This is a genomic window from Kitasatospora saccharophila, from assembly GCF_039529925.1.
GTDB lineage: Bacteria > Actinomycetota > Actinomycetes > Streptomycetales > Streptomycetaceae > Kitasatospora > Kitasatospora saccharophila.
Genome location: NZ_BAAANS010000001.1, coordinates 155,545 through 175,483 on the forward strand (window position 1 = coordinate 155,545; position 19,939 = coordinate 175,483).

20 protein-coding genes are annotated in these 19,939 nt (G+C 74.9%); 11 read left to right on the forward strand and 9 right to left on the reverse strand.

Features of this window, described 5'->3' with window-relative positions; all coding sequences use genetic code 11:
- Positions 1 to 286 precede the first annotated feature (286 nt).
- The 4 genes from ABD345_RS00810 (at position 287) to ABD345_RS00825 (ending at position 4,431) form a co-directional block, all read left to right on the forward strand.
- Positions 287 to 1,666 carry a purine-cytosine permease family protein gene (locus ABD345_RS00810; protein WP_344549674.1) on the forward strand — a complete coding sequence of 460 codons (1,380 nt, stop codon included), beginning with the start codon at positions 287 to 289 and terminating at the stop codon, positions 1,664 to 1,666.
- 95 nt (positions 1,667 to 1,761) lie between these two features.
- Positions 1,762 to 2,592 (forward strand): glycerophosphodiester phosphodiesterase, encoded by an 831-nt coding sequence (locus tag ABD345_RS00815; protein ID WP_380273933.1) that lies wholly within the window; start codon positions 1,762 to 1,764, stop codon positions 2,590 to 2,592.
- A 290-nt stretch (positions 2,593 to 2,882) separates the two neighbouring features.
- A complete protein-coding gene (locus ABD345_RS00820; RefSeq protein ID WP_344549827.1) occupies positions 2,883 to 3,377 on the forward strand; it encodes an ATP-binding protein in 495 nt (164 codons plus the stop codon).
- A gap of 76 nt (positions 3,378 to 3,453) precedes the next feature.
- Positions 3,454 to 4,431: a DUF5926 family protein gene (locus ABD345_RS00825; RefSeq protein WP_344549675.1), complete on the forward strand. Its 978-nt coding sequence runs from the start codon at positions 3,454 to 3,456 to the stop codon at positions 4,429 to 4,431.
- Between the two features lie 229 nt (positions 4,432 to 4,660).
- Here the strand turns inward: ABD345_RS00825 and ABD345_RS00830 are convergent, their stop codons facing one another.
- Complete coding sequence (locus tag ABD345_RS00830; protein ID WP_344549676.1) at positions 4,661 to 5,320, reverse strand: bifunctional DNA primase/polymerase; 660 nt, start codon at positions 5,318 to 5,320, stop codon at positions 4,661 to 4,663.
- 386 nt (positions 5,321 to 5,706) lie between these two features.
- On the opposite strand from ABD345_RS00830, the gene ABD345_RS00835 reads away from it, so the two are divergent.
- The 3 genes from ABD345_RS00835 to ABD345_RS00845 all read left to right on the forward strand — a co-directional run bounded on the left by ABD345_RS00835 (position 5,707) and on the right by ABD345_RS00845 (position 10,239).
- Positions 5,707 to 7,149 (forward strand): PP2C family protein-serine/threonine phosphatase, encoded by a 1,443-nt coding sequence (locus ABD345_RS00835; RefSeq protein ID WP_344549677.1) that lies wholly within the window; start codon positions 5,707 to 5,709, stop codon positions 7,147 to 7,149.
- A 208-nt stretch (positions 7,150 to 7,357) separates the two neighbouring features.
- Positions 7,358 to 8,848, forward strand: coding sequence for an aminopeptidase P family protein (locus ABD345_RS00840; protein WP_344549678.1), 1,491 nt, complete (start codon positions 7,358 to 7,360; stop codon positions 8,846 to 8,848).
- Between the two features lie 374 nt (positions 8,849 to 9,222).
- Positions 9,223 to 10,239 carry a helix-turn-helix domain-containing protein gene (locus ABD345_RS00845; protein WP_344549679.1) on the forward strand — a complete coding sequence of 339 codons (1,017 nt, stop codon included), beginning with the start codon at positions 9,223 to 9,225 and terminating at the stop codon, positions 10,237 to 10,239.
- A 22-nt stretch (positions 10,240 to 10,261) separates the two neighbouring features.
- Here ABD345_RS00845 and ABD345_RS00850 read toward each other — a convergent pair whose 3' ends face one another.
- The 6 genes from ABD345_RS00850 to ABD345_RS00875 all read right to left on the reverse strand — a co-directional run bounded on the left by ABD345_RS00850 (position 10,262) and on the right by ABD345_RS00875 (position 14,018).
- Entirely contained in the window at positions 10,262 to 11,041 is a 780-nt protein-coding gene (locus ABD345_RS00850) for a MerR family transcriptional regulator (RefSeq protein WP_344549680.1), read from the reverse strand.
- Positions 11,042 to 11,114: 73 nt separating this feature from the next.
- The gene (locus tag ABD345_RS00855) at positions 11,115 to 11,531 is read right to left on the reverse strand and encodes a PPOX class F420-dependent oxidoreductase (RefSeq protein ID WP_344549828.1); all 417 of its coding nucleotides are present in this window, start codon (positions 11,529 to 11,531) and stop codon (positions 11,115 to 11,117) included.
- Positions 11,532 to 11,573: 42 nt separating this feature from the next.
- The gene (locus ABD345_RS00860) at positions 11,574 to 11,996 is read right to left on the reverse strand and encodes a MarR family winged helix-turn-helix transcriptional regulator (protein WP_344549681.1); all 423 of its coding nucleotides are present in this window, start codon (positions 11,994 to 11,996) and stop codon (positions 11,574 to 11,576) included.
- Positions 11,997 to 12,052: 56 nt separating this feature from the next.
- Positions 12,053 to 13,090 (reverse strand): hypothetical protein, encoded by a 1,038-nt coding sequence (locus tag ABD345_RS00865; RefSeq protein WP_344549682.1) that lies wholly within the window; start codon positions 13,088 to 13,090, stop codon positions 12,053 to 12,055.
- 105 nt (positions 13,091 to 13,195) lie between these two features.
- Positions 13,196 to 13,519, reverse strand: a complete 324-nt coding sequence (gene trxA, locus ABD345_RS00870; protein WP_344549683.1) for a thioredoxin — start codon at positions 13,517 to 13,519, stop codon at positions 13,196 to 13,198.
- Positions 13,520 to 13,601: 82 nt separating this feature from the next.
- The gene (locus ABD345_RS00875; protein WP_344549684.1) at positions 13,602 to 14,018 is read right to left on the reverse strand and encodes a MerR family transcriptional regulator; all 417 of its coding nucleotides are present in this window, start codon (positions 14,016 to 14,018) and stop codon (positions 13,602 to 13,604) included.
- 77 nt (positions 14,019 to 14,095) lie between these two features.
- Here ABD345_RS00875 and ABD345_RS00880 point away from each other — a divergent pair, with 77 nt between their 5' ends.
- From ABD345_RS00880 to ABD345_RS00890, 3 genes are all read left to right on the forward strand, one after another.
- Entirely contained in the window at positions 14,096 to 14,896 is an 801-nt protein-coding gene (locus tag ABD345_RS00880) for a GNAT family N-acetyltransferase (RefSeq protein WP_344549685.1), read from the forward strand.
- A 130-nt stretch (positions 14,897 to 15,026) separates the two neighbouring features.
- A complete protein-coding gene (locus ABD345_RS00885; RefSeq protein ID WP_344549686.1) occupies positions 15,027 to 15,380 on the forward strand; it encodes a YciI family protein in 354 nt (117 codons plus the stop codon).
- The gene (locus ABD345_RS00890; protein ID WP_344549687.1) at positions 15,377 to 16,636 is read left to right on the forward strand and encodes an RNA polymerase sigma factor; all 1,260 of its coding nucleotides are present in this window, start codon (positions 15,377 to 15,379) and stop codon (positions 16,634 to 16,636) included. Before ABD345_RS00885 ends, ABD345_RS00890 begins: the two co-directional genes overlap by 4 nt.
- 371 nt (positions 16,637 to 17,007) lie before the next feature.
- Here ABD345_RS00890 and ABD345_RS00895 read toward each other — a convergent pair whose 3' ends face one another.
- Positions 17,008 to 18,195 (reverse strand): ROK family transcriptional regulator, encoded by a 1,188-nt coding sequence (locus ABD345_RS00895; RefSeq protein ID WP_344549688.1) that lies wholly within the window; start codon positions 18,193 to 18,195, stop codon positions 17,008 to 17,010.
- A 161-nt stretch (positions 18,196 to 18,356) separates the two neighbouring features.
- On the opposite strand from ABD345_RS00895, the gene ABD345_RS00900 reads away from it, so the two are divergent.
- Positions 18,357 to 18,584: a hypothetical protein gene (locus ABD345_RS00900; RefSeq protein ID WP_344549690.1), complete on the forward strand. Its 228-nt coding sequence runs from the start codon at positions 18,357 to 18,359 to the stop codon at positions 18,582 to 18,584.
- A 39-nt stretch (positions 18,585 to 18,623) separates the two neighbouring features.
- Here the strand turns inward: ABD345_RS00900 and ABD345_RS00905 are convergent, their stop codons facing one another.
- Positions 18,624 to 19,892, reverse strand: a complete 1,269-nt coding sequence (locus ABD345_RS00905; RefSeq protein WP_344549829.1) for a sugar ABC transporter permease — start codon at positions 19,890 to 19,892, stop codon at positions 18,624 to 18,626.
- Positions 19,893 to 19,939: the final 47 nt, after the last annotated feature.

Consider the following 19,939-nt stretch of genomic DNA (forward strand, 5'->3'; position numbering starts at 1 on the left):
GGCCCTGAAGAAATCATGAGAAGCCTTAGGCCGCCCTGACATGCACACCAGGACGTGCGCGCCGGCAGTCCCGCGATGCGGACGCCCCGCCCCCCGGTCTTGGCGTTCCCCCGGCCGGAGGCTAGCCTGTCGCTCCTGTAAACCGAAGAACGTCGCGGGAGCTTGGACCAGCCAGGCTGAGAGTGCGCCGGTTCGACCGTAGGGCATGGCGGTGACGCCACCACGGCCGAGGGGGCGCTGACCGCCGGAACCTGTCCGGGTAATGCCGGCGTAGGGAGTATCGGCCATGACGGCTGTTCCGTCTGCCCAAATTTCCGATGGCGCGCCCGGGGCGCGTCCCGAGGCCCCGCTGACCCTCGACACCGCCCCGCCGCGCACCCTGGACTTCCGGGCGCTGTTCGCGCTCTGGGCCAACCTCGGGGTGAGCCTGATCGGCTTCACCAGCGCCGCGACGGTGCTCGGCGAGCCGGGCGGGGAGCTGGGCTTCGCGGCCGCCGTGACGGCGGTGGTCGCGGGCACCGCGATCGGCACCGCGATGCTGGCGGTGGCGGCCCTGGTGGGCGCCCGGACCGGCGCCCCGGCGATGGCGGTGCTGCGCGGCCTGTTCGGCACCCGGCTGTCGTACCTGCCGACGGTGCTGAACATCGTGCAGTGCGTCGGCTGGGGCGTGTACGAGCTGACCGTGGTGGCCTGGGGCGCGCAGACCGTGTCCGGCACCGCGGGCTGGCGCTGGCTGTTCGTGCTGCTGGCGGGCGTGCTGACCACGGTGCTGACGATCTGGCCGCTGGGCGCGATCGCGGTGCTGCGCAAGTACGTGGCGGTCGCCGTGGGCGTGGCGATGGTGTACTTCACGGTGCAGTTCGCCCGGCGGGGCTTCCCGGACCCGGGCGCGGGCAACTGGCACGGCTTCCTGCACGCGACGGACGCGGTGATCGCGGTGTCGGTGTCCTTCGTGCCGCTGGCCGCGGACTACACCCGGCACGCGCGCAGTTCCGCGAAGGCGTTCTGGGCGACCTTCTCCGGCTACACGGTGGCCCAGGTGTGGTGCTACGTGCTGGGCATCGTCGCGCTGCTGCAGTCGGGCGGCGACGAGAGCCGGATCTTCGAGTCGTTCACCGGCGTGGCGGCGGGCTGGGCGTTCCTGCTGGTGCTGGTGCTGCGGGAGACCGACCAGTCGTTCGCGAACGTGTACTCGACGGCGATGTCGATCCACAACCTGTGGCCGCGGGTGGACCGCCGGGTGCTGACCGGCGCGATCGGCGTGCTGGTGACGGTGCTGGCGCTGCAGATCAAGGAGTTCACCGACTCGTACTACGGGTTCCTGGGCCTGATCGGCTCGGTGTTCGTGCCGCTGTTCGCGGTGCTGGCGGCGGACTACTTCCTGGGCGCGGGCCGGCGCGGCTGGAACCTGGGGCAGGACGCCCCGGCGCGCTGGTCGATGCTGCTGCCGTGGGCGGTGGGCTTCGCGGTGTACCAGCTGCTCGCCCCGTCCGACATCGGCGGCTGGTGGACCGGGTTCTGGGAGGGCGTCCAGCGGGCGGTGCACTTCACCCCGCAGGCGTGGTCCTCGGCCTCGCTGTTCTCGTTCCTGGTGGCGGCGCTGGCCACCCTCGCGGTGACCGCGCTGGAGCGCCCGGGGACCGCGGAGCCCGCAGGGCGTTCCTGAGGGGCCGCGGGAGGCCGCCGGGGGGAGCGGCTGTTCACCCGCCCGCCACCGCGCCGGGGGACGGCGGCCACCGGGCGCCGCGTACGGTGGTCGGCGTGGACACCCAGCACAGCTCGGCCGGTTCGCCCGCCGCCCGGACGGACCGCACGGACCGCACCGACCGCTCGGCGGTCAAGGTGATCGCCCACCGGGGTTCCTCGGCGGCGCTCCCGGAGCACACCGAGGAGGCGTACCGGCGGGCGCTGGAGGAGGGCGCGGACGGGCTGGAGTGCGACGTCCGGCTCACCGCCGACGGGCGGTTGGTGTGCGTGCACGACCGCACGGTGGAGCGGACCTCGGACGGGCGGGGCACGGTGTCGGCGATGACGCTGGCCCAGCTCTCGGCGCTGGACTTCGGTTCGTGGAAGCACCCGGGGGAGCCGCGGCGCAGCCCGGTGCTCACCTTCGAGCGGCTGCTGGAGCTGGTCGCGGACGCCGGGCGCCGGGTGGAGCTGGCGGTGGAGACCAAGCACCCGGTGCGGTACGCGGGCCGGGTGGAGTCCGAACTGCTGCGGGTGCTGGGCCGGTTCGGGCTGCTGCCGGCCGCCCCGGAGGAGTCGGCGGTGCGGGTGATGAGCTTCTCGGAGCTGGCCCTGCACCGGGTCCGGCGGGCCGCCCCGGCGGTGCCCCGGGTGTACCTGTGGGAGCGCCGGCTGCCGGTGCTGGGCCGGACCAGGTCGCTGCCGGGCGGGGCGTCGATCGCCGGTCCGGGCATCGAGCTGGTGCGGCGCGACCCGGGCATGGTGGCGGCGCTGCGCCGGGCCGGGCACCGGGTGCACGTGTGGACGGTGGACCGGCCGGAGGACGTCGAACTCTGCCTGGAGCTCGGGGTGGAGGCGCTGATCACCAACCGCCCGGCGGAGGTGCTGGCCCGACTCGGCCGCTGAGCGCGCGACCGACCGGCCGACGGGCGCTCTGTCCGCCGGTGGCACCCGAGACGGCCCCCGGGGTGGCACCCGAGGTCCAATCGCGTGACAGAAATACCGAACGGGGTATTTCCGGACGGTGTTTCCCGCAGATCACCGCCGCCGAACGTGAGGCGGACCTCACCTTTTGCCCGCGGTCCGTGCGGATGTCGTTAATGCCGCCATCGGATCGTCGAACGTCCGTTTCCGACGCATTACCTGCGGGCATCCATCCCTCGGCAGAAGCTGAAGGAGGTCCGGGGGTGGCGTTGATGGTGGCGCGAGCTGTGCCAGTTCAGGCCGGGTCGACCTCATCGGCCATGGCGGTTCCGCACGGGCCGGCCAGTGTTTCGACCGCGCGGCGCAGGCTGCGCAGCGATCTCGGCGACCGGTCGATACCGGAAGCGGTGATTGACGACGCGGTGTTGATCCTCTCCGAACTGCTCAGCAATTCCTGTCGGCACGCGAGACCGCTGGAAGCCGAGGGCGGCGCGGCCGACGCGGAGCCGGACGGCGGGACGGTGCTGGTGAGTTGGCAGATGCGCGGGGACGGCCTGCTGACCCTGGAGGTGACGGACGGCGGGGCGGTGACCCGGCCGGTTCCGGCCAGTCCGTCGGTGTCGGCGCACGGCGGCCGGGGCCTGAGCATCGTGGGCAAGCTGGCCCGGGAGTGGGGCGTGCGGCACGCACCCGGTCAGGTGACGGTGTGGGCGCAGCTCCCGGCGTCCGGGCAGGTCGCGGGCGGCCGGCGGCGGCGCAGCGCCTGAGCGGGGCCCGGGCCGGGCCGCGCGGGCGAAGTAGGCTGCCCGGTGCAACGTCCGACGTCTCCGGGAGAGCCGCACCATGGCCAAGAAGGCCGCGAAGAAGCAGCCCAGCCAGTCCACCGCCGTCGAGGGCGAGGTCCCGGTCGTCGGGGCGCGCGAGGCGTGCCCGTGCGGTTCGGGCCGCCGGTACAAGGCGTGCCACGGCCGTCAGGCGGCGCACGCGGTGCAGGAGTTGGTGCACCGCCCGTTCGAGGGCCTGCCGGGCGAGGCCGACTGGGTGGCCCTGCGCGAGCTGGTCCCGGCCGCCACGGTGCCGCTGGCGCTGGCCGCCGGGGTGGCGGACGGGGCCGTCGGCGACGTCCCGTCGGTGACGCTGGCGACGGTGCTGCCGCTGGCCTGGCCGGCGCTGCGCCGCCCGGACGGGTCGATCCTGCTGGGCCTGCAGACCCAGTCCTCCTCGGGCGACCTGAGCCGTGACCTGGCGGACGCGCTGGAGCTGGCGCTGGCCACCGAGCCGGGCACCCCGGTGCCGGCCCGCCGGACCAACCCGGGCGGCCGCCGCCTGCAGGAACTGCTGGACACCTCGGCCGCGTTCGAGCCCGAGGTGCACACCGGCTTCGAGTTCTGGCTGGAGGACGCCGAGTCGGCGACCGGGGAGGTGGCGGCCTCGCTGGAGCGGGCCAACGCCTCGGCGATCCCGACCGAGAAGCTGGCCGGGGTGGACTCCGCGTACTGGTGCGGCACCCCGGACAAGAACCACCTGCGCTGGGTGATGACCGTCCCCGAGGAGCAGCTGCTGGACGCGCTGGCCCGGCTGTCGGCGGCCGGTGACAGCTCGCTGGGCGAGGGCACCAAGCTGGTGGGCTCGTTCCGGGCGCACGGCCTGACCGTCCCGGTGTGGGACCTGCCGGTGGAGATGACCGCCGCCGAGGTGGAGAAGCCGGCCGTGGAGTTCGCCGCGAAGCTGGCCGAGGTGCTGGCCGCGCCCGCGCCGCTGACCGCCGAGGAGCGCCGGGCCCGGGCCAACCTGGTCAGCCGTCAGGTCACCCTGAACTAGCCGGGAGTGACCCGCGTCACGTTTCACGCCGTCCCCCGGGAGGCCGTGAGGATTCCCAAAGCCCTTTCGGCGTGGACAAATTGGCGCGGAGCCGGATCTTTGTTACTGTTTGGAACGTCCGACCGCTGGTGCATCCCCCGTCGCCAGCGGTCGGACATTTCTCGTTCCGGGCCGCTCCGCGCAGCCTATCTGACTGAGCATCATCAAAACAGGCCGGACGGGCGCCGGGTCAGCGCTGCGGCAGCGCGACCGCGCTGGCCGTGATCAGCCCGCCCAGCAGCGTCCCGACCTCCGGCAGCCACGGCCGCCCCGGCCCCGGCCGGCGCACCCAGTGCACCGGGCCGGCCCCCGTCCGGGACGGCGGCAGCACCAGGTAGCCGCCCGGCCCGTGGTAGCGCAGCACCCCCGGCACCCACGGCCGCTCGGCCAGCTGCCCGCCCAGCTCGGCCAGCGTGTACGGCGCGGTCAGCAGCACGAACCGGCCCGGCGTGCCGAGCACCGGCCCGTACGGGACGCCGATCTCGTCCAGGTGCCGCAGCAGCCACGGCCCGGCCGGGCGCGGCAGGCTCACCGCGCCCAGCGCCCGCCCGGTCGCCACCAGCACCGGGGCGCCCGGCGCGCGCCGCTCCCACCACCAGCGCACCATCCGCGGATCGGTGGTGGCCGCCTCCAGCGGCGGGTCGTGCGGGTGCCCGCCGGGCATCGCGCAGGCCCGGTCGCCGCACGAGCACGGCCCCGGCGCCCCGCGCAGCGCCCGCGCGCCCGGCACCACCGGCCAGCCGCACCCGGCGGCCTCCAGCGCGGCGGCCAGCGCCAGCACGCGGCTCCGGCGGCCCGGCCACCACCGGCCGGCGCGCTCGGACAGCAGCTCTCGGCGGGGTGGGCGCATGGCAGCTCGTTCCTTTCCGCGTTCGCATCGGGGCGCACGGCACGGCCGGTGCGATCGTCTGACCGGTTGGACGGCGTGGTCGGGGGCGCGGGCGGTGCGTGTGCGTCTCGGCTACCCGCTGCTGGAACGAGAATCCCCCATACGTCCGGATGGACGCGGCCGCCCGGCCCCCGGTTCCACCGTACGAGTGAGTGCGTTCCGCCCCGGGTGGCGGCCCGGCGGCCCGCACGTACGATCCCTGGCACGTTCGGCCGCCGCACTCCTGGACATGCCCCGATCGGCCTGTGTACAAGTGGGGGAAACATGCCGAGTAGTGAGTAAAGACATCGTTTCGGTCGGTCTCGGTGGTCTTGCGTGACAGGTTCCGGATTGTGGGGAGTTGCGACATGACCGACGTCCACCCGTTGACGTCCACGGCGCCCGCGGCCACGGCGCTGACACCCGCCCCGGCGGGCGCTCCGGTGCCGCCGGAGGGGCCGCCGGAGCCGCTGCCCGACCCGCTGCCCGAGCTGCTGTCGGTGCTGGGCGGGGCGCCCGCCGCCGACCTGCAGGACCGTTTGGCCGGATGGCTGTCCGATTTCACCAGCCTGCAGGAGCACCTGGAGCTGCTGGCCCGGGCCGACGGCCTGACCGGCACCCTGGAGGCGGTGCTGGACTCCGGCGCGGCCCTGCTCGGCGCCCGCCGCGGCCTGGTGGTGACGCTGCCGCCCGGCCCCGACCGCCAGCCGGCCCGCCCGGTCGGGCTCGGCCTGGACCGGGCGATGCTCGGCGCGCTGGAGACCGTCCCGGTCGAGCACGGCCCGTTCGCCGGGCTGCTCGGCCGCCCCGGGCCGGAGGGCCGGCTGCTGATCGCCGACCTGGCCGCCGACCCGGCGGTCGGCCCGCGCTTCCGCGAGGTCGCCGGGCAGCTCGGCCTCGGCGCCTGCTACGCGCTGCCGCTGACCTCCGCCGACGGGCCGCCGCTCGGCGCCGCCGCCTGGTTCTACGACGAGCCCGGCAGCCCCGACGAGCGCCGCGAGCACCTGGTGCGCCGCTACTGCGAGTTCGCCGCCCCGCTGCTGGCCCGCCAGCTGGAGGCGGACCGGGCGGTGCGCGCCGCCGAGGCGCTGCGCCGCTCGCTGCTGCCCGACCACCTGCCCGCCCGCACCGGGCTGAAGGTCGCCGTCCGCTGCGTGCCCGCCGCGCTGGAGCGGGCCGCCGGGAGCGACTGGTACGACGCGATCGCGCTGCCCGACGACACCCTGGGCCTGACCGTGGGCAGCGTGCTCGGCGGCGGCCCGAGCGCCGGGCCCGGCGCGGGCGTGGGCGCCGCCGCCGCGATGGGCCGGGTGCGGGCCGCGCTGCGCGCCTACGCGGTGCTGGAGGGCGAGGACCCGGTCTCGGTGCTCGGCGACCTCGAACTGCTGCTGAAGACCACCGAGCCGACCCGCTCCGCCACCGCCGTCTACGCCTGCGTCGACCCGGCCGAGCGCCGGATCGCGCTGGCCGGGGCGGCCAACTGCCCGCCGGTGCTGCTCACCCGCTACGGCGCCAACTTCGTGGAGACCTCGCTGTCCGCGCCGCTGGGCATGCTGAGCTGCTGGGAGGCGCCCGGGGTGGAGCTCACCGCGGAGCGCGGCGACGTGCTGGTGCTGTACACCGAGGGCCTGGCCCGCCGCTTCGCCCCGAACCTGCACGCCGGGCAGAGCGCGCTGCGCCGGGCCGCCGCCGACGCCCCGCGCGACGTCCGGCTCGACCCGGACCGGCTCTGCGCCCACCTGCTGGAGCGGGCCGGCGGCGGCGAGCCCGGCGTGGACGACCTGGTGCTGCTGGCCGTCCGCTTCGAGTAGGCCGCCCGCTCCGCGCGGGCCGGTCATCCCGCGCGGGCCGGTCATCCCGCGCGGGTCGGTCGGGCCGGGTCGGTCGGACGGGCCCGACCGGATACCGGACGCCCCTCTTCCGCTCGAACGGGCGCTACGTACCATGGGGGCGACATCCGCCCGCACGCCCCGCGACCCGGGGACGGGCGGGCGGCAGCGCGCGCGAGGAGGCGACGTAGTGACCGAGGACCGCAGCCCGGCGGTGTCCGAGAACCCCGAGGGTTCCGCCGAGGGCGAGGAGGAGCAGCCGGTCAAGAGCCGCAAGAACGGGCTGTACGACGGCGTCTCCGACGAGCTGGCCGCGTCCATGCGCACCGGCTGGGCCGACACCGAGCTGCGCGACCTGCGGCCCGACGTCCAGGCCCCGTACGCGGCCGCGCGCCGCGCGAAGCTGTCCGCCGCGTTCCCCGGCGAGCGCCTGGTCGTCCCCGCGGGCAACCTGCGCACCCGCGCCAACGACACCGAGTACGCCTTCCGGGCCGCCAGCGAGTACGTCCACCTGACCGGCAACCGGACCGAGGACGCCGTCCTGGTCGGCGAGCCGGTCGACGGCGGGCACGCGTTCGCGCTGTACCTGCTGCCGCGCTCCGACCGGGAGAACGGCGAGTTCTGGCTGAGCGGCCAGGGCGAGCTGTGGGTCGGCCGCCGCCACTCGCTGGCCGAGTCCGAGCAGCTGTACGGCCTGCCGGTGCGCGACGTGCGCAAGGCCGCCGAGGAGCTGGCCGCGGTCGACGTCCCGACCCGGATCGTCCGCGGCTACGACGCCGGCCTGGAGGCCGCCCTCGCCGAGCGGCTCGACGAGGAGAAGGACGACGAGCTGAAGGTCTTCCTGTCCGAGCTGCGGCTGGTCAAGGACGCCTGGGAGATCGGTGAGCTGCGCGCCGCCTGCGACGCCACCGTGAACGGCTTCACCGACGTGGTGCGCGAGCTGGACCGGGCCGTGGCCACCTCCGAGCGCTGGATCGAGGGCACCTTCTGGCGCCGCGCCCGGGTCGAGGGCAACGACGTCGGCTACGGCTCGATCGCCGCGGCCGGCCCGCACGCCACCACCCTGCACTGGGTCCGCAACGACGGCGACGTGCGCCCCGGCGAACTGCTGCTGCTGGACGCGGGCGTGGAGACCCACACCCTCTACACCGCCGACGTCACCCGCACCCTGCCGATCAACGGCACCTTCTCCCCGCTGCAGCGCAAGGTCTACGAAGCGGTGTACGAGGCCCAGGAGGCCGGCATCGCCGCGGTCGGGCCGGGCGCGAAGTTCCGCGACTTCCACGACGCCGCGCAGCGGGTGCTCGCCGCCCGCCTGCTGGAGTGGGGCCTGATCGACTCCGCGGTGTACGACCTGGAGAAGGTCCTGGAGCTGGGCCTGCAGCGCCGCTGGACCCTGCACGGCACCGGCCACATGCTCGGCCTCGACGTGCACGACTGCGCGCACGCCCGCCGCGAGCAGTACGTGGACGCGCCGCTGGAGCCCGGCATGGTGCTGACCGTCGAGCCCGGCCTGTACTTCCAGGCCGACGACCTGACCGTCCCCGAGGAGTACCGCGGCCTGGGCGTGCGGATCGAGGACGACATCCTGGTCACCGCCGACGGCAACGAGAACCTCTCCGCGGGCCTGCCCCGGCAGGCCGACGAGGTCGAGTCCTGGATGGCCTCGCTGTCCTCCTGACCCGGGGCTCCGGGCCGGGGCCGGTCGCGCTCAGTGGCGCCGGCCCCAGCCCGAACGGGCCGAACAGATCAGGATGTTCTTCTCATAACGGGCATGGATCGACGTGGGCATCGGACGCTCTCCGAACGTGGTGGGAAAAGGACACGGGGAGTGGCCGCACCGACCCCCCGGGTGATGACTCCTCATCCTCCCGGGAGGTTGCCCCCGGATTCCAAAGGTTTTCCGCCCCGGCCCGCTCCGGTCCGTCCCCGTCCGATCAGCCTCCGCACCCGTCCGCGCGCACCCGTCCACCCCGGCGACCGGTCGCGGCGCCGCGGCCGCCCGGACGACTACACTCGGCGCGAAACCGCCCGCGGCCGCCCGGGGAGCACCACATGGCCGAGCCCGTGCCCATCACCATCGGAAGGCGCCCGGCGCCGGTGCACACCGTCGCGGTGTACGCCTTCGCGGGCATGGCCCCGTTCGAACTCGGGGTGGTGGTCGAGGTGTTCGCCCTCGCCCGGCCCGAACTCGCCGGGCTGCTCGCCGCCCCCTGGTACGACGTCCGGGTGTGCGCCGAGCGCCCCGGCCACCCGCTGGAGGCGGTCGGCGGGTTCTCCCTGACGCCCCGGCACGGCCTGGAGGAACTGGCCGCCGCCGACACCGTCGTGGTGGTCGGGGTGCCCGACCCGTACGGCGACGTGCCGCCCGCCGTCACCGCCGCGCTGCGCACCGCGCACGCCCGCGGCGCCCGGGTGGTGTCGATCTGCTCCGGCGCCTTCGCGCTGGCCGCCGCCGGCCTGCTGGACGGCCTGCCCGCCACCACGCACTGGCGGTACGCGCCGGAACTGCACCGCCGCTACCCGGCCGTCCGGGTCGACCCGGACGTGCTGTACGTCGACAACGGGCAGGTGCTGACCAGCGCGGGCAGCGCCGCCGGCATCGACCTGTGCCTGCACCTGGTCCGGCAGGACCACGGCGCCAAGGTCGCCAACACGGTGGCCCGCCGCTTCGTGGTGCCGCCGCACCGGGACGGCGGGCAGGCCCAGTTCATCCAGGCCGCGGTGCGGCCGGTGGAGGAGCCGGAGGACGGGGTGGCCCGCTCGATGCGCTGGGCGCTGGACCACCTCGCCCGGCCGCTGACCGTGCCGCTGCTGGCCCGGGCGGCCGGCATGTCCGACCGCTCGTACCTGCGGCACTTCACCGCCCGCAACGGGGTCAGCCCGATGCGCTGGGTGGCGGTCCAGCGGATCGCGGCCAGCCTGCCGCTGCTGGAGTCGCCGGAGGGCAGCGTGGAGGAGATCGCCGCGGCGGTGGGCTTCGAGTCGGCGGCGACCTTCCGCCACCACTTCGGCCGCACCATGCGCACCTCCCCGACCGCCTACCGGCGCACCTTCGGCCGGGCGGCCTGACACCGGACGGCCCGGCCCGCCGTCAGCCCTGCCGCTCGCGCTCCAGCCGGTCGGCGTTGGCGTGGACCGCGTCCCGCAGCCACCGCGCCAGGCCCGGGGCGAGCTTCTCGTACGTCTCGGTGAACCGCGGGTCGGCGACGTACATGTCGCCGAGGCAGCGGTGCATCGCCGGGCCGCAGTCGTAGAAGTTCAGCCCGATGTGCTGCCGGTGCTGCTCGGCGACCGCCGTCGCCCGCTCGTCGTCGGGGGCCGCCCCGGCGGTGAACACCGCGACCAGGGCGTCGTTGAGGCCGTCGGCCTCGGCCTTGATCCGTTCCCAGTCCGCCTTGGTGTAGCGGGCGGTCCGCCGCCGGGACTGCTCCCAGGCGGCGGTCTCGCCCCAGCGCTGCTCGGCCTCGCCCTCCCAGTCCCCCCGGTAGTCCTCGCCGAACACCTCGAACTTCTCCTCCGGGGTCAGCTCGATCCCCAAGGTCCTCGCCTCCATCGCTCGTTCGACCGCCGCGGCGAGTTCCTCCAGCTTGCGGATCCGGTCGCCGATCAGCTCGCGCTGCCGGCGCAGGTGCTCGCTCGGGCCGACCGTCCGGTCGTCCAGGATCGCCGCGATCTCCTCCAGCGGGAAGCCGAGTTCGCGGTAGAACAGGACCTGCTGCAGCCGGTCCAGTTCGGCCTCGCCGTAGCACCGGTAGCCGGCCGCGGTGCGGCCGCTCGGCGACAGCAGGCCGATCCGGTCGTAGTGGTGCAGGGTGCGCACCGTGACCCCGGCGATCGCCGCCAGCCGTCCGACCGGGTAGCCCCCGTCCATCGCGTTCCCTCCTTCCCGCCGCTGTTGCGAGCAGCCTGGGGCCTGACGCGGCGTGAGGGTCAAGCCCGGTCGCTCAGTCGGCGACGCCGCCCTGGGCGAGCACCTTGCCGATCCGCAGCCGCACCAGCAGTTCGCCCGGGACGCCGTTGCGGGCGGCGTACTCCGCGGCCCGGTCCTCGCCCATGTAGCGGGCGGCGATCCGGCCCGCCCAGTGCCGGACCTCGTCCAGCTCCTCGCTGACCGCGGCGACGCCCTCGACCAGCACGAAGGCGAACGGCGGCCGGTCGTCGTCCACGCACAGCGCGGCCCGGCCGTCGCGGCGCAGGGTGCGGCCCTTGACGGTGTCCCGGCCGGTGTTGAACACCAGGTCGTCGCCGTCGAGCAGGAACCAGACCGGGGCCAGGTGCGGGCGGCCGTCGGCGCGGGTGGTGGCGAGCTTGCCGGTGCGGGTGCCGTGGGAGAGGAAGGCGCGCCACTCGGGCTCGGTCATCGTGGGCATGGCCGCCATCCTCCCGGCTCCCGCCCGGGCCGCCTACTCGGACTCGCCGTAGCGGACCAGGTAGGCGGCGAACCGGCCCAGGTCCTCGTCCCCCCAGGAGGTGAAGCGGTCGGTGAAGGCCCGCCGCCGCTGCTCGTAGGCGTCCGCGAGGAGCTGCTCCCCGGCGTCGGTCAGGTGCAGCAGCTGCCCGCGCTGGTCGTCCGGGTCGGCCTTGCGGCCCAGCAGCCCGAGCCGTTCCAGCGCGCCGACCTGCCGGCTGACGGTGGACTTGTCGAGCATGAAGTGCGCCGCCAGGTCGGCGCCCCGGCAGGACCCGCGCTCCTTGACCAGGTCGAGCATGCTGTACGTGACCAGCGAGAGTTCGGGGTGCAGCTGGGCTGCCTTGTGGCGGGCCCGGCGGGCGAACGCGGTGAGCTCCCGCTGGATGGTCTCCAGCGCGGCGTCGCGGTCGGGCATGGCGGTGGCTCCTTCGTCGTGCGCGGTGTTGCGGACCACGGTAGGGGTAGCCGCGGTCAGACGCCGACCGCCTCCTCCATCTCCTCCTCGGCGGGCTGCTCGGCGGCCAGCGCCCGGGCCCGCCGCCGCTCGGTGCGGGCGGCCAGGACGAGCAGCGCCGCGCCGGGCGCGAGCCAGCCGAACAGGGCGGCGACGTGGCCGCCGAGCCCGGCCCGGCCGCCGAAGTAGACGTGGTCGCGGGCGCCCTCCAGGAAGCCCGCGCCGTTCCAGAACGAGTGCAGGGCGCCGTAGAAGCCGTTCTGCAGCTCGGGCTGGAAGATGCCGCCGGAGCTGGTGAAGTTGAGCATCACGAACAGCGCCATCATGGTCAGCGTGGTCCACCGGCCGAGGAAGGTGTGCAGGGCGGTGCCGATCGCGATGATGCCCGCCGAGTACAGCCAGCTCATCGCCCAGACGCCGAACAGGCCGTGGTCGACCAGGTGGAAGACCGGCCCGGCCAGCGCCGCGCCGAACAGGCTGACCACCAGCGCCACGGCGAGGCCGAGCAGCGCCCGCGCCCGCATCGCCAGCGCCGCACCGGCCGCGCCGAGCACCGCGACCGAGCCGTAGGAGCCGATGCTCAGCGCCACCAGCAGGAAGAACAGGCCCTGCCCGGTCGGGTCGCCGGCCGCCATCGGGGTCAGCTCCTGGACGGCGAGCGGCTTGCCCTGCTGGGCGGCGACCTGGGTGAAGACCTTCTCGGCGGCGCTCGCCGAGGTCTCCGAGTTCGCGGTGGCCACCAGCAGGGTCGGCGCGTCGGCGTCCGGCACGTACGCGGCGGCCAGCTCGCGGTCGAGCAGCCGGGCGCGGGCGGCGTCGGCGTCGCCGGCGGTGGTGACCTCCAGCTTGTCGCCGGCCTTGTCCTGGAGGCCCTGGGCCAGCGCCTGGGCCTGCGGGCCCTGGCCGACCACGGCGACCGGCAGCCGGTGCGGGGCGGGGGCGTGGAAGGCGGAGAGGTAGGCGATCCCCATGCCGAGGCACATCAGCAGCGGTGTGACCAGGTGGACGAGGACGTGCCGCAGGGCGGGGCGGGACACCGCTGACAGCGAGGACATCACAACTCCATGGTTGGCAAGTACAACTAATATTTAGTTGCACTTTACAACGCGAGAATGGTTCGCATCCATCCCCTGCCCCGCCCTGTGGCACACCTCACCCGGCTACAGCAGGTCGTCGATGTCCCGCAGCAGCCGGCTCTTCGCCCGCGCCCCCACCATCGACCGCACCGGCTCGCCGCCCTTGAACACCATCAGGGTCGGCATCGACAGCACCCCGTACGCGATCCGGGTCTCCGGGTTCGCGTCCACGTCCAGCGCCACCACCGCCAGCCGGCCCTCCTGCTCCCGCGCCAGCTCCGCCAGCACCGGCGCCAGCTGCTTGCACGGCGGGCACCACTCGGCGGTGAACTCCACCAGCACCGGGCCCTCGGCCGCCAGCACCTCGGTCGCGAAGTCCCGGTCCGTCACCGTCCGCACACCGCTCATCGGCTCCTCCTCACTCTCGTCGGCGATCGTCGTCGCCCGTCGTCACCCGGTGACGCGCGCCGACACCCGCCGACGCCCGCCGTCACTCCTCGGCGCGGACCAGCTCGCAGCGCGGCTCGCCGCCCCCGGCCCCGGCCAGCGCGTCGCGCGCCGCCTCGGCCCGGGCCAGCTGCCCCGCCACCTCCTCCCGGACCTCGCTCAACCTGGCCACCATGGCGTCCAGTTCGGCCAGCTTCGCCCGGTACACCTCCAGCGAGGCCGGGCACGAGTCACCCTCCGGATGACCCGCCCGCAGGCACTCCACGAACGGCCTGGTGTCCTCCAGCCCGAACCCGAAGTCCTGCAGCACCCGGATCTGCCGCAGCAGCCGCAGGTCCTCCTCGTCGTACGCCCGGTACCCGTTGCCGCCGCGCCGCGCGGGCAGCAGCCCCCGCGACTCGTAGTACCGCAGCGCCCTGGTGGTGGTCCCCGCCCGCTGAGCCAGCTCGCCGATCCGCATGCCCCGACGGTAGACCTTCACCCCGGCGTCAACGCCAGCCCCGGAAACCCGCTTGCACCGATCGTTACGCTCACCTGATGACCGACCCGACCACGGCCCTGCTCGCGGCCTACGACGAGCACATGCGCGGGCTCGGCGCCCGCGGCGAGGGCGAGACCCACGGGAGCGACGGTCCGCTGCTGCGCAAGTACGGCGGCTTCCGCGGCTTCGTCACCTCCCCCCGCCCCGACCTCGGCCTGCGCGGCCGGGAACTCGACGAACTCATCGCCCGCCAGCGCGACTTCTTCGCCGCCCGGGGCGAGGCCGTCGAGTGGAAGACCCGCGGCCACGACCTGCCCGCCGACCTGCCCGAGCGGCTCACCGCGGCCGGCTTCGTCGGCGAGGAGCCCGAGACCGTCCTGGTCGGCCTCGCCGCCGAACTCGCCGTCCCCACCCCCGCCCCCGCGGGCGTCACCGTCCGCCGGGTCACCGACCCCGCCGACACCCGGCGGATCGCCGCGCTGCAGAGCGAGGTCTGGGGCGAGGACTGGTCCTGGCTCGCCGACGACCTCGCCTCCCGCGCGGCCGACGCCGAGAACTTCCTCGTCCTGGTCGCCGAGACCGACGCCCCGCGCCCCGAGGTGGTCTGCGCCGCCTGGCTCACCAGCACCCCCGGCACCGGCTTCGGCGGCCTCTGGGGCGGCTCCACCCTGGCCGCCTGGCGCGGCCGCGGCATCTACCGCTCGCTGGTCGCCCACCGCGCCCGCTGGGCCCTCGACCACGGCATCCGGTACCTCCAGGTCGACGCCTCCCCCGACAGCGCCCCCGTCCTGCGCCGCCTCGGCATGCACGCCGTGACCACCACCACCCCGTACGTCTGGACCCCGCCCGCCGTCTGACCTGCGAGGACGCGCCACCGGAAGATTTCCGCGAAAAAGATCCGGCAGCATGTAGAGACCGCCTCCCCGGCTCCGACCACTGGACGCAAGCACGAACCGCACGACGAGACGAACAGAGGACGTGGTCCCCGTGAAGTACCTGCTGATGACCTACGGCAACCAGGAGAAGTGGGACTCGCTGCCGGCCGAGGGCTGGACCGAGGCGATCGCCCAGCAGGACGCCTTCAACAAGCGCTACCAGGAGAGCGGCGAACTGATCGGCGCCTACGGCCTCGGCGACGCCGCGGCCTGCCGGATGGTGGGGCGCGAGGACGGGCTGCCGGTGGTCAGCGACGGCCCCTACCTGGAGACCAAGGAGTACATGGCCAGCTTCTACCTGCTCGACGTCGACAGCGAGCAGCGCGCCCTGGAGATCGCCGCCGACATGCCCTGGGCCGACCGCGAGCCGGTCGAGCTGTGGCCGATCCTGCACGAGGCCAAGTGAGCCTCCCCGCCCCCGCCGACCAGGACCTGCTGCGCACCCTCGCGCCGCAGGTCCTGGCGGCGCTGCTGCGCCGGCACGCCGGGGCGTTCGACGCCTGCGAGGACGCGGTGCAGGAGGCGCTGCTCGCGGCCGCCGAGCAGTGGCCCCGGGACGGGCGGCCGGACAACCCGCGCGGCTGGCTGGTGACGGTGGCCTCCCGCCGGCTGGTCGACCTGGTCCGCAGCGACCGGGCCCGGCGCGAGCGCGAGGAGCGGCTGTTCCTGGCCACCCCGCAGTCCGAACTGCTCGGCCGCCCCGCCGACGCCGACCCGGACGCCGACCGGGACGACTCGCTGGCCCTGCTCTTCCTCTGCTGCCACCCCGCGCTGACCGCGCCGAGCCGGATCGCGCTGACCCTGCGCGCGGTCGGCGGCCTGAGCACCGCGCAGATCGCGGCCGCGTTCCTCGTCCCGGAGGCGACGATGGCGCAGCGGATCAGCCGGGCCAAGCAGACCATCCGCGGCTCCGGCCTGCCGTTCGCGCTGCCCGGCCCCGCGGAGGCGGACGGGCGGCTGCGCGAGGTCCTGCAGGTGCTCTACCTGGTCTTCAACGAGGGCTACACGGCCACCGCGGGCGACGGCCTGACCGCCCCGGCGCTGTCCGACGAGGCGATCCGGCTGACCAGGCTGCTGCACCGGTTGCTCCCCCGGGACGCCGAGGTGATGGGGCTGCTCGCGCTGATGCTCCTCACCGACGCCCGCCGCCCCGCCCGCACCGGCCCCGACGGCGGACTCGTCCCGCTGGCGGAGCAGGACCGCGGCCGCTGGGACGCGGCGGCGATCGCCGAGGGCACCGCCCTGGTCGAACGCGCCCTCCCCGCCGGGCGGGTGGGGCCCTACCAGTTGCAGGCGGCGATCGCGGCCCTGCACGACGAGGCACCGGACGTGGCGGCCACCGACTGGCCGCAGATCCTCGCCCTGTACGACCTGCTGCTGCGGGTCGCCCCGGGCCCGGTGCCCGCGCTGAACCGGGTGGTGGCCCTCGCCGAAGTCCGCGGCCCGGCCGCCGCGCTGAAGGAACTCGACGCCCTGGCGGGCGAGTTGGACCGCAACCACCGCTACCACGCGGTCCGCGGCGAGCTGCTGCTGCGCACCGGCGACGCCCCCGCCGCCACCGCCGCCTTCCGCCGCGGCGCCGCCCTCGCCCCGTCCCTGCCCGAACGCCGCCACCTCACCGAGCGGGCCCGCCGCCTCGCCCGCACCGGCCCCGACGCATAGCCGCCCGGCGGCGGGCCCGGTACGCAGCGGTGCGAGGCGCACACCCGGCCGGCACCCCGGCGCCCCGCGCAGCGGACGGAACTTGCCGTCCGGCGGTGGCGGGCCCGGTGCACGGCGACCCTGGGCCCTCCCCCCGCCCCCCTCCGCGTGCCCCGCGCAGCGGTGCGAGGCGCACACCCGGCCGGCACCCCGGCGCCCCGCGCAGCGGACGGAACTTGCCCTCCGGCGGTGGCGGGCCCGGTGCACGGCGACCCTGGGCCCTCCCCCCGCCCCCCTCCGCGTGCCCCGCGCAGCGGACGGAACTTGCCCTCCGGCGGCGCGGCGGGCCCGCCCCGGGGCCTCTCCCTCTCCGCCTGCCCCCGCGCAGCGGGTCAGCGTCCGACGGCGATCGCCACGGCCGCGTCGATCGCGCCGTAGAGCTCGGAGCGCAGGCCGAGGCGGCTGGCGCGGATGTCGACGGCCTCGGCGACGGCGGGCTGGGCGTAGCGGTCGACGGATTCGCGGATGCCGTGGACGAGCGGGGCGCCGGCCTGGCCGAGTTCGCCGCCGATGATGATGGCGGCGGGGTTGAGGCAGTTGACCAGGTCGGCGAGGACCCGGCCGATGGTGCGGCCGGCTTCGCCGATGACCCGGGCGGCGGCGGGGACGTCGGCGAGCCGGTCGAGCGGCGGGAGGTCGACGGCTTCGCCGGGGCGGGCGCCGGGGGACAGCACGTGGACCAGCCGGCGGCGGACCTCGACGATGGAGGCGACGGACTCCAGGCAGCCGCGGTTGCCGCAGCGGCACCAGGTGCCGGTGTCGGGCAGCTGGATGTGGCCGATCTCGCCGGAGATGCCGCTGGCGCCGCGGTAGATGCGTCCGTCGAGCAGGAGTCCGGCGCCGATGCCGGTGGACGCCTTGACGTAGACCAGGTCGTTGACGGTGCGGCCGGTGCCGTAGGCGCGTTCGCCGCGGGCGCCCATCTCGGCGTCGTTGCCGACGGTGACCGGGCGGTCGAAGACCCGGCCGAGTTCGGCGGCGGGGTCCATGCCGATCCACTGGGAGAGGGTGGAGGGGGCGCGGACCACGTTGGTGCGGGTGTCGAGGGCGCCGGGGATGCCGGCGGCGATGGCGGTGATCTCGTCGAGGTGGTGCCCGGCGGCGTCGAGGGCCGCTCCGGCGAGGGTGCGGGCGGCGGCGAGGACCTCGCGGGGGTGGTTGTCGACGTCGAGGTGGGCGGTGGCCTCGCCGAGGACGGTGCCGGCGCTGTCGGCGACGGCGGCGGTGACGTGGGTGTGGCCGAAGTCGAAGGCGAGCACCAGGGCGTGGGCGCGGCGCAGGGTGACGGCGGCGGCGCGGCGGCCGCGTCCGGCGGCCGAGGGCGCGGGGGCCGTGGTCTCGCTGACCAGGCCCTCGTCGAGCAGGTCGGTGACGGCGCTGCTGACGGCGGAGCGGGAGAGCCCGGTGAGCCGGCTGATCTCGGCCCGGCTGAGCGTGCCGTGTTCGCCGAGGACGGCGAGCAGGGTGGCCCGGGTGCGCAGGCGGCGGGCCGAGGGGGCCGGGGTGGCGGGGGCTGTCATGCACGGAACGGTAGCGGACTCGCCGCCCATTTTCACCGTTGAACGGATTATTTATCGGTCTGCTCGTCCTCTTGACGGACGAATTGGCCTATACCTATCGTCTAGGGCAGCAGTAGCACCTCATGTGCCGGTCGCAGGGACGCGCCGGGAGAGGAAGGCCGATGAACGCCATCCAGAGCCGTCATCGCTGGTGCGTCGAGATTCCGCACGCCAACGAGATCCGCTCCGGCCGCCACCTGTTCATCGTGGACGCCGACGCCGAGGAGGACGCCCGCCGCGAGGCGATCGAGCGCGCCGAGTCGGCCGAGGCCCGCCGCCACCGCCGCGACGCCGACCTCGACCTGGCCCAGGTCACCGTGGTCCACCTCGGACTGCTCCGCACGCACTGATCCCCCGCCGGCCGCCGGGGGATCCGCCGTTCCCGGGCGCTACGCCCGCCCGGCCGACTTCTGGGTCCGCCGCGCCAGCGAGTCGATCACCACGGCGGCCAGCAGCACCGCTCCGGTGATCATGAACTGGATCGCGTTGCTCAGGCCCTGGATGTTCATCCCGGACTGGATCGAGCCGATCACCAGCGCACCCAGCAGCGCCGACCAGGTCGACCCCCGCCCGCCGAACAGGCTGGTGCCGCCGATGACGGCCGCCGCGATCGCGTTCATCAGCAGGTTGCCGCCGCCGGAGGTCTGCGAGGCCGACTGGATCTGCGCGGCCAGGAACAGGCCGCCGATCGCCGCCATGGTGGAACAGATCATGAACACCGTGATCCGCACCAGCGAGACGTTGATGCCGGCCCGCCGGGCGCCCTCGATGTTCCCGCCCAGCGCGAACACCTTCCGCCCGTACGGGGTGCGGCGCAGCACGAACTCCAGCACCACCACGAAGACCACGAACACCAGCAGCGCCAGCGGCAGCCCCTTGTACTGGTTGAGCGTGTAGGCGACCAGGAACCCGACCACCGCCAGCGCCGCGGTGCGCACCAGGACGTCGGTGAGCGTCCGGTACGGCACCCCGGCCGCCCGCCGCCGCCGGCCGTCCAGCAGCGAGGAGCCGAGGAACAGCACCACCCCGGCCGCCGCCATCCCGTACGCGGCGATCTGCTGCCCGTAGATGGTGGAGTACAGCCGGGAGACGATGTCCTTGCCGGACAGGTTGACGGTGCCGCTGGCGCCGAGGATCTGGAGCATCAGGCCGTTCCAGCCGAGGTTGCCGGCCAGCGTGACGACGAACGCCGGGACGCCGACCTTGGCGAAGAACAGGCCCTGGATCAGGCCGACCAGCGCGCCGCCGGCGATCGCGGACAGCAGCGCCACCCACTGGTTGACGCCGTGGGTGACGTTCATGACCGCGAAGATCGCCGCGCACAGGCCGCTGACCGAGCCGACCGACAGGTCGATCTCGCCGAGCAGCAGCACGAACACCACGCCCAGCGCGATCATGCCGGTGCCGACGATCTGCTGGGACAGGTTGGAGAGGTTCTGCGCGGACAGGAAGCTGCTGTTCAGCGAGCCGAACACGGCCCAGATGACGATCAGCGCGACCACCACCGGGGCCGAGCCCAGCTCGCCACTGGTCAGCCGCCGCTTGAACTCGATCAGGTAGCCCTTGAGGCCCTCCTGCCGGACGATCAGCCGCGGGTCGACGGCCGGGGTGGCCTCCGCCGCGACCGGGACGGGCGCGTTGACCCCGCCGGTCGGCATCGAGTCCTCCGGCAGCGGCCGGTGCTCCGGCCCCGGGGTGTCCCCGC

Bases quoted from the DNA above. Each gene is read 5' to 3' on its own strand.
- ABD345_RS00810 (WP_344549674.1), top strand. From the start codon at position 287: ATGACGGCTGTTCCGTCTGCCCAAATTTCCGATGGCGCGCCCGGGGCG.
- ABD345_RS00820 (WP_344549827.1), top strand. From the start codon at position 2,883: ATGGTGGCGCGAGCTGTGCCAGTTCAGGCCGGGTCGACCTCATCGGCC.
- ABD345_RS00825 (WP_344549675.1), top strand. From the start codon at position 3,454: ATGGCCAAGAAGGCCGCGAAGAAGCAGCCCAGCCAGTCCACCGCCGTC.
- ABD345_RS00830 (WP_344549676.1), bottom strand. From the start codon at position 5,320: ATGCGCCCACCCCGCCGAGAGCTGCTGTCCGAGCGCGCCGGCCGGTGG.
- ABD345_RS00835 (WP_344549677.1), top strand. From the start codon at position 5,707: ATGACCGACGTCCACCCGTTGACGTCCACGGCGCCCGCGGCCACGGCG.
- ABD345_RS00845 (WP_344549679.1), top strand. From the start codon at position 9,223: ATGGCCGAGCCCGTGCCCATCACCATCGGAAGGCGCCCGGCGCCGGTG.
- ABD345_RS00850 (WP_344549680.1), bottom strand. From the start codon at position 11,041: ATGGACGGGGGCTACCCGGTCGGACGGCTGGCGGCGATCGCCGGGGTC.
- ABD345_RS00855 (WP_344549828.1), bottom strand. From the start codon at position 11,531: ATGACCGAGCCCGAGTGGCGCGCCTTCCTCTCCCACGGCACCCGCACC.
- ABD345_RS00860 (WP_344549681.1), bottom strand. From the start codon at position 11,996: ATGCCCGACCGCGACGCCGCGCTGGAGACCATCCAGCGGGAGCTCACC.
- ABD345_RS00865 (WP_344549682.1), bottom strand. From the start codon at position 13,090: ATGTCCTCGCTGTCAGCGGTGTCCCGCCCCGCCCTGCGGCACGTCCTC.
- trxA (WP_344549683.1), bottom strand. From the start codon at position 13,519: ATGAGCGGTGTGCGGACGGTGACGGACCGGGACTTCGCGACCGAGGTG.
- ABD345_RS00875 (WP_344549684.1), bottom strand. From the start codon at position 14,018: ATGCGGATCGGCGAGCTGGCTCAGCGGGCGGGGACCACCACCAGGGCG.
- ABD345_RS00880 (WP_344549685.1), top strand. From the start codon at position 14,096: ATGACCGACCCGACCACGGCCCTGCTCGCGGCCTACGACGAGCACATG.
- ABD345_RS00895 (WP_344549688.1), bottom strand. From the start codon at position 18,195: ATGACAGCCCCCGCCACCCCGGCCCCCTCGGCCCGCCGCCTGCGCACC.
- ABD345_RS00900 (WP_344549690.1), top strand. From the start codon at position 18,357: ATGAACGCCATCCAGAGCCGTCATCGCTGGTGCGTCGAGATTCCGCAC.
- ABD345_RS00905 (WP_344549829.1), bottom strand. From the start codon at position 19,892: ATGCCGACCGGCGGGGTCAACGCGCCCGTCCCGGTCGCGGCGGAGGCC.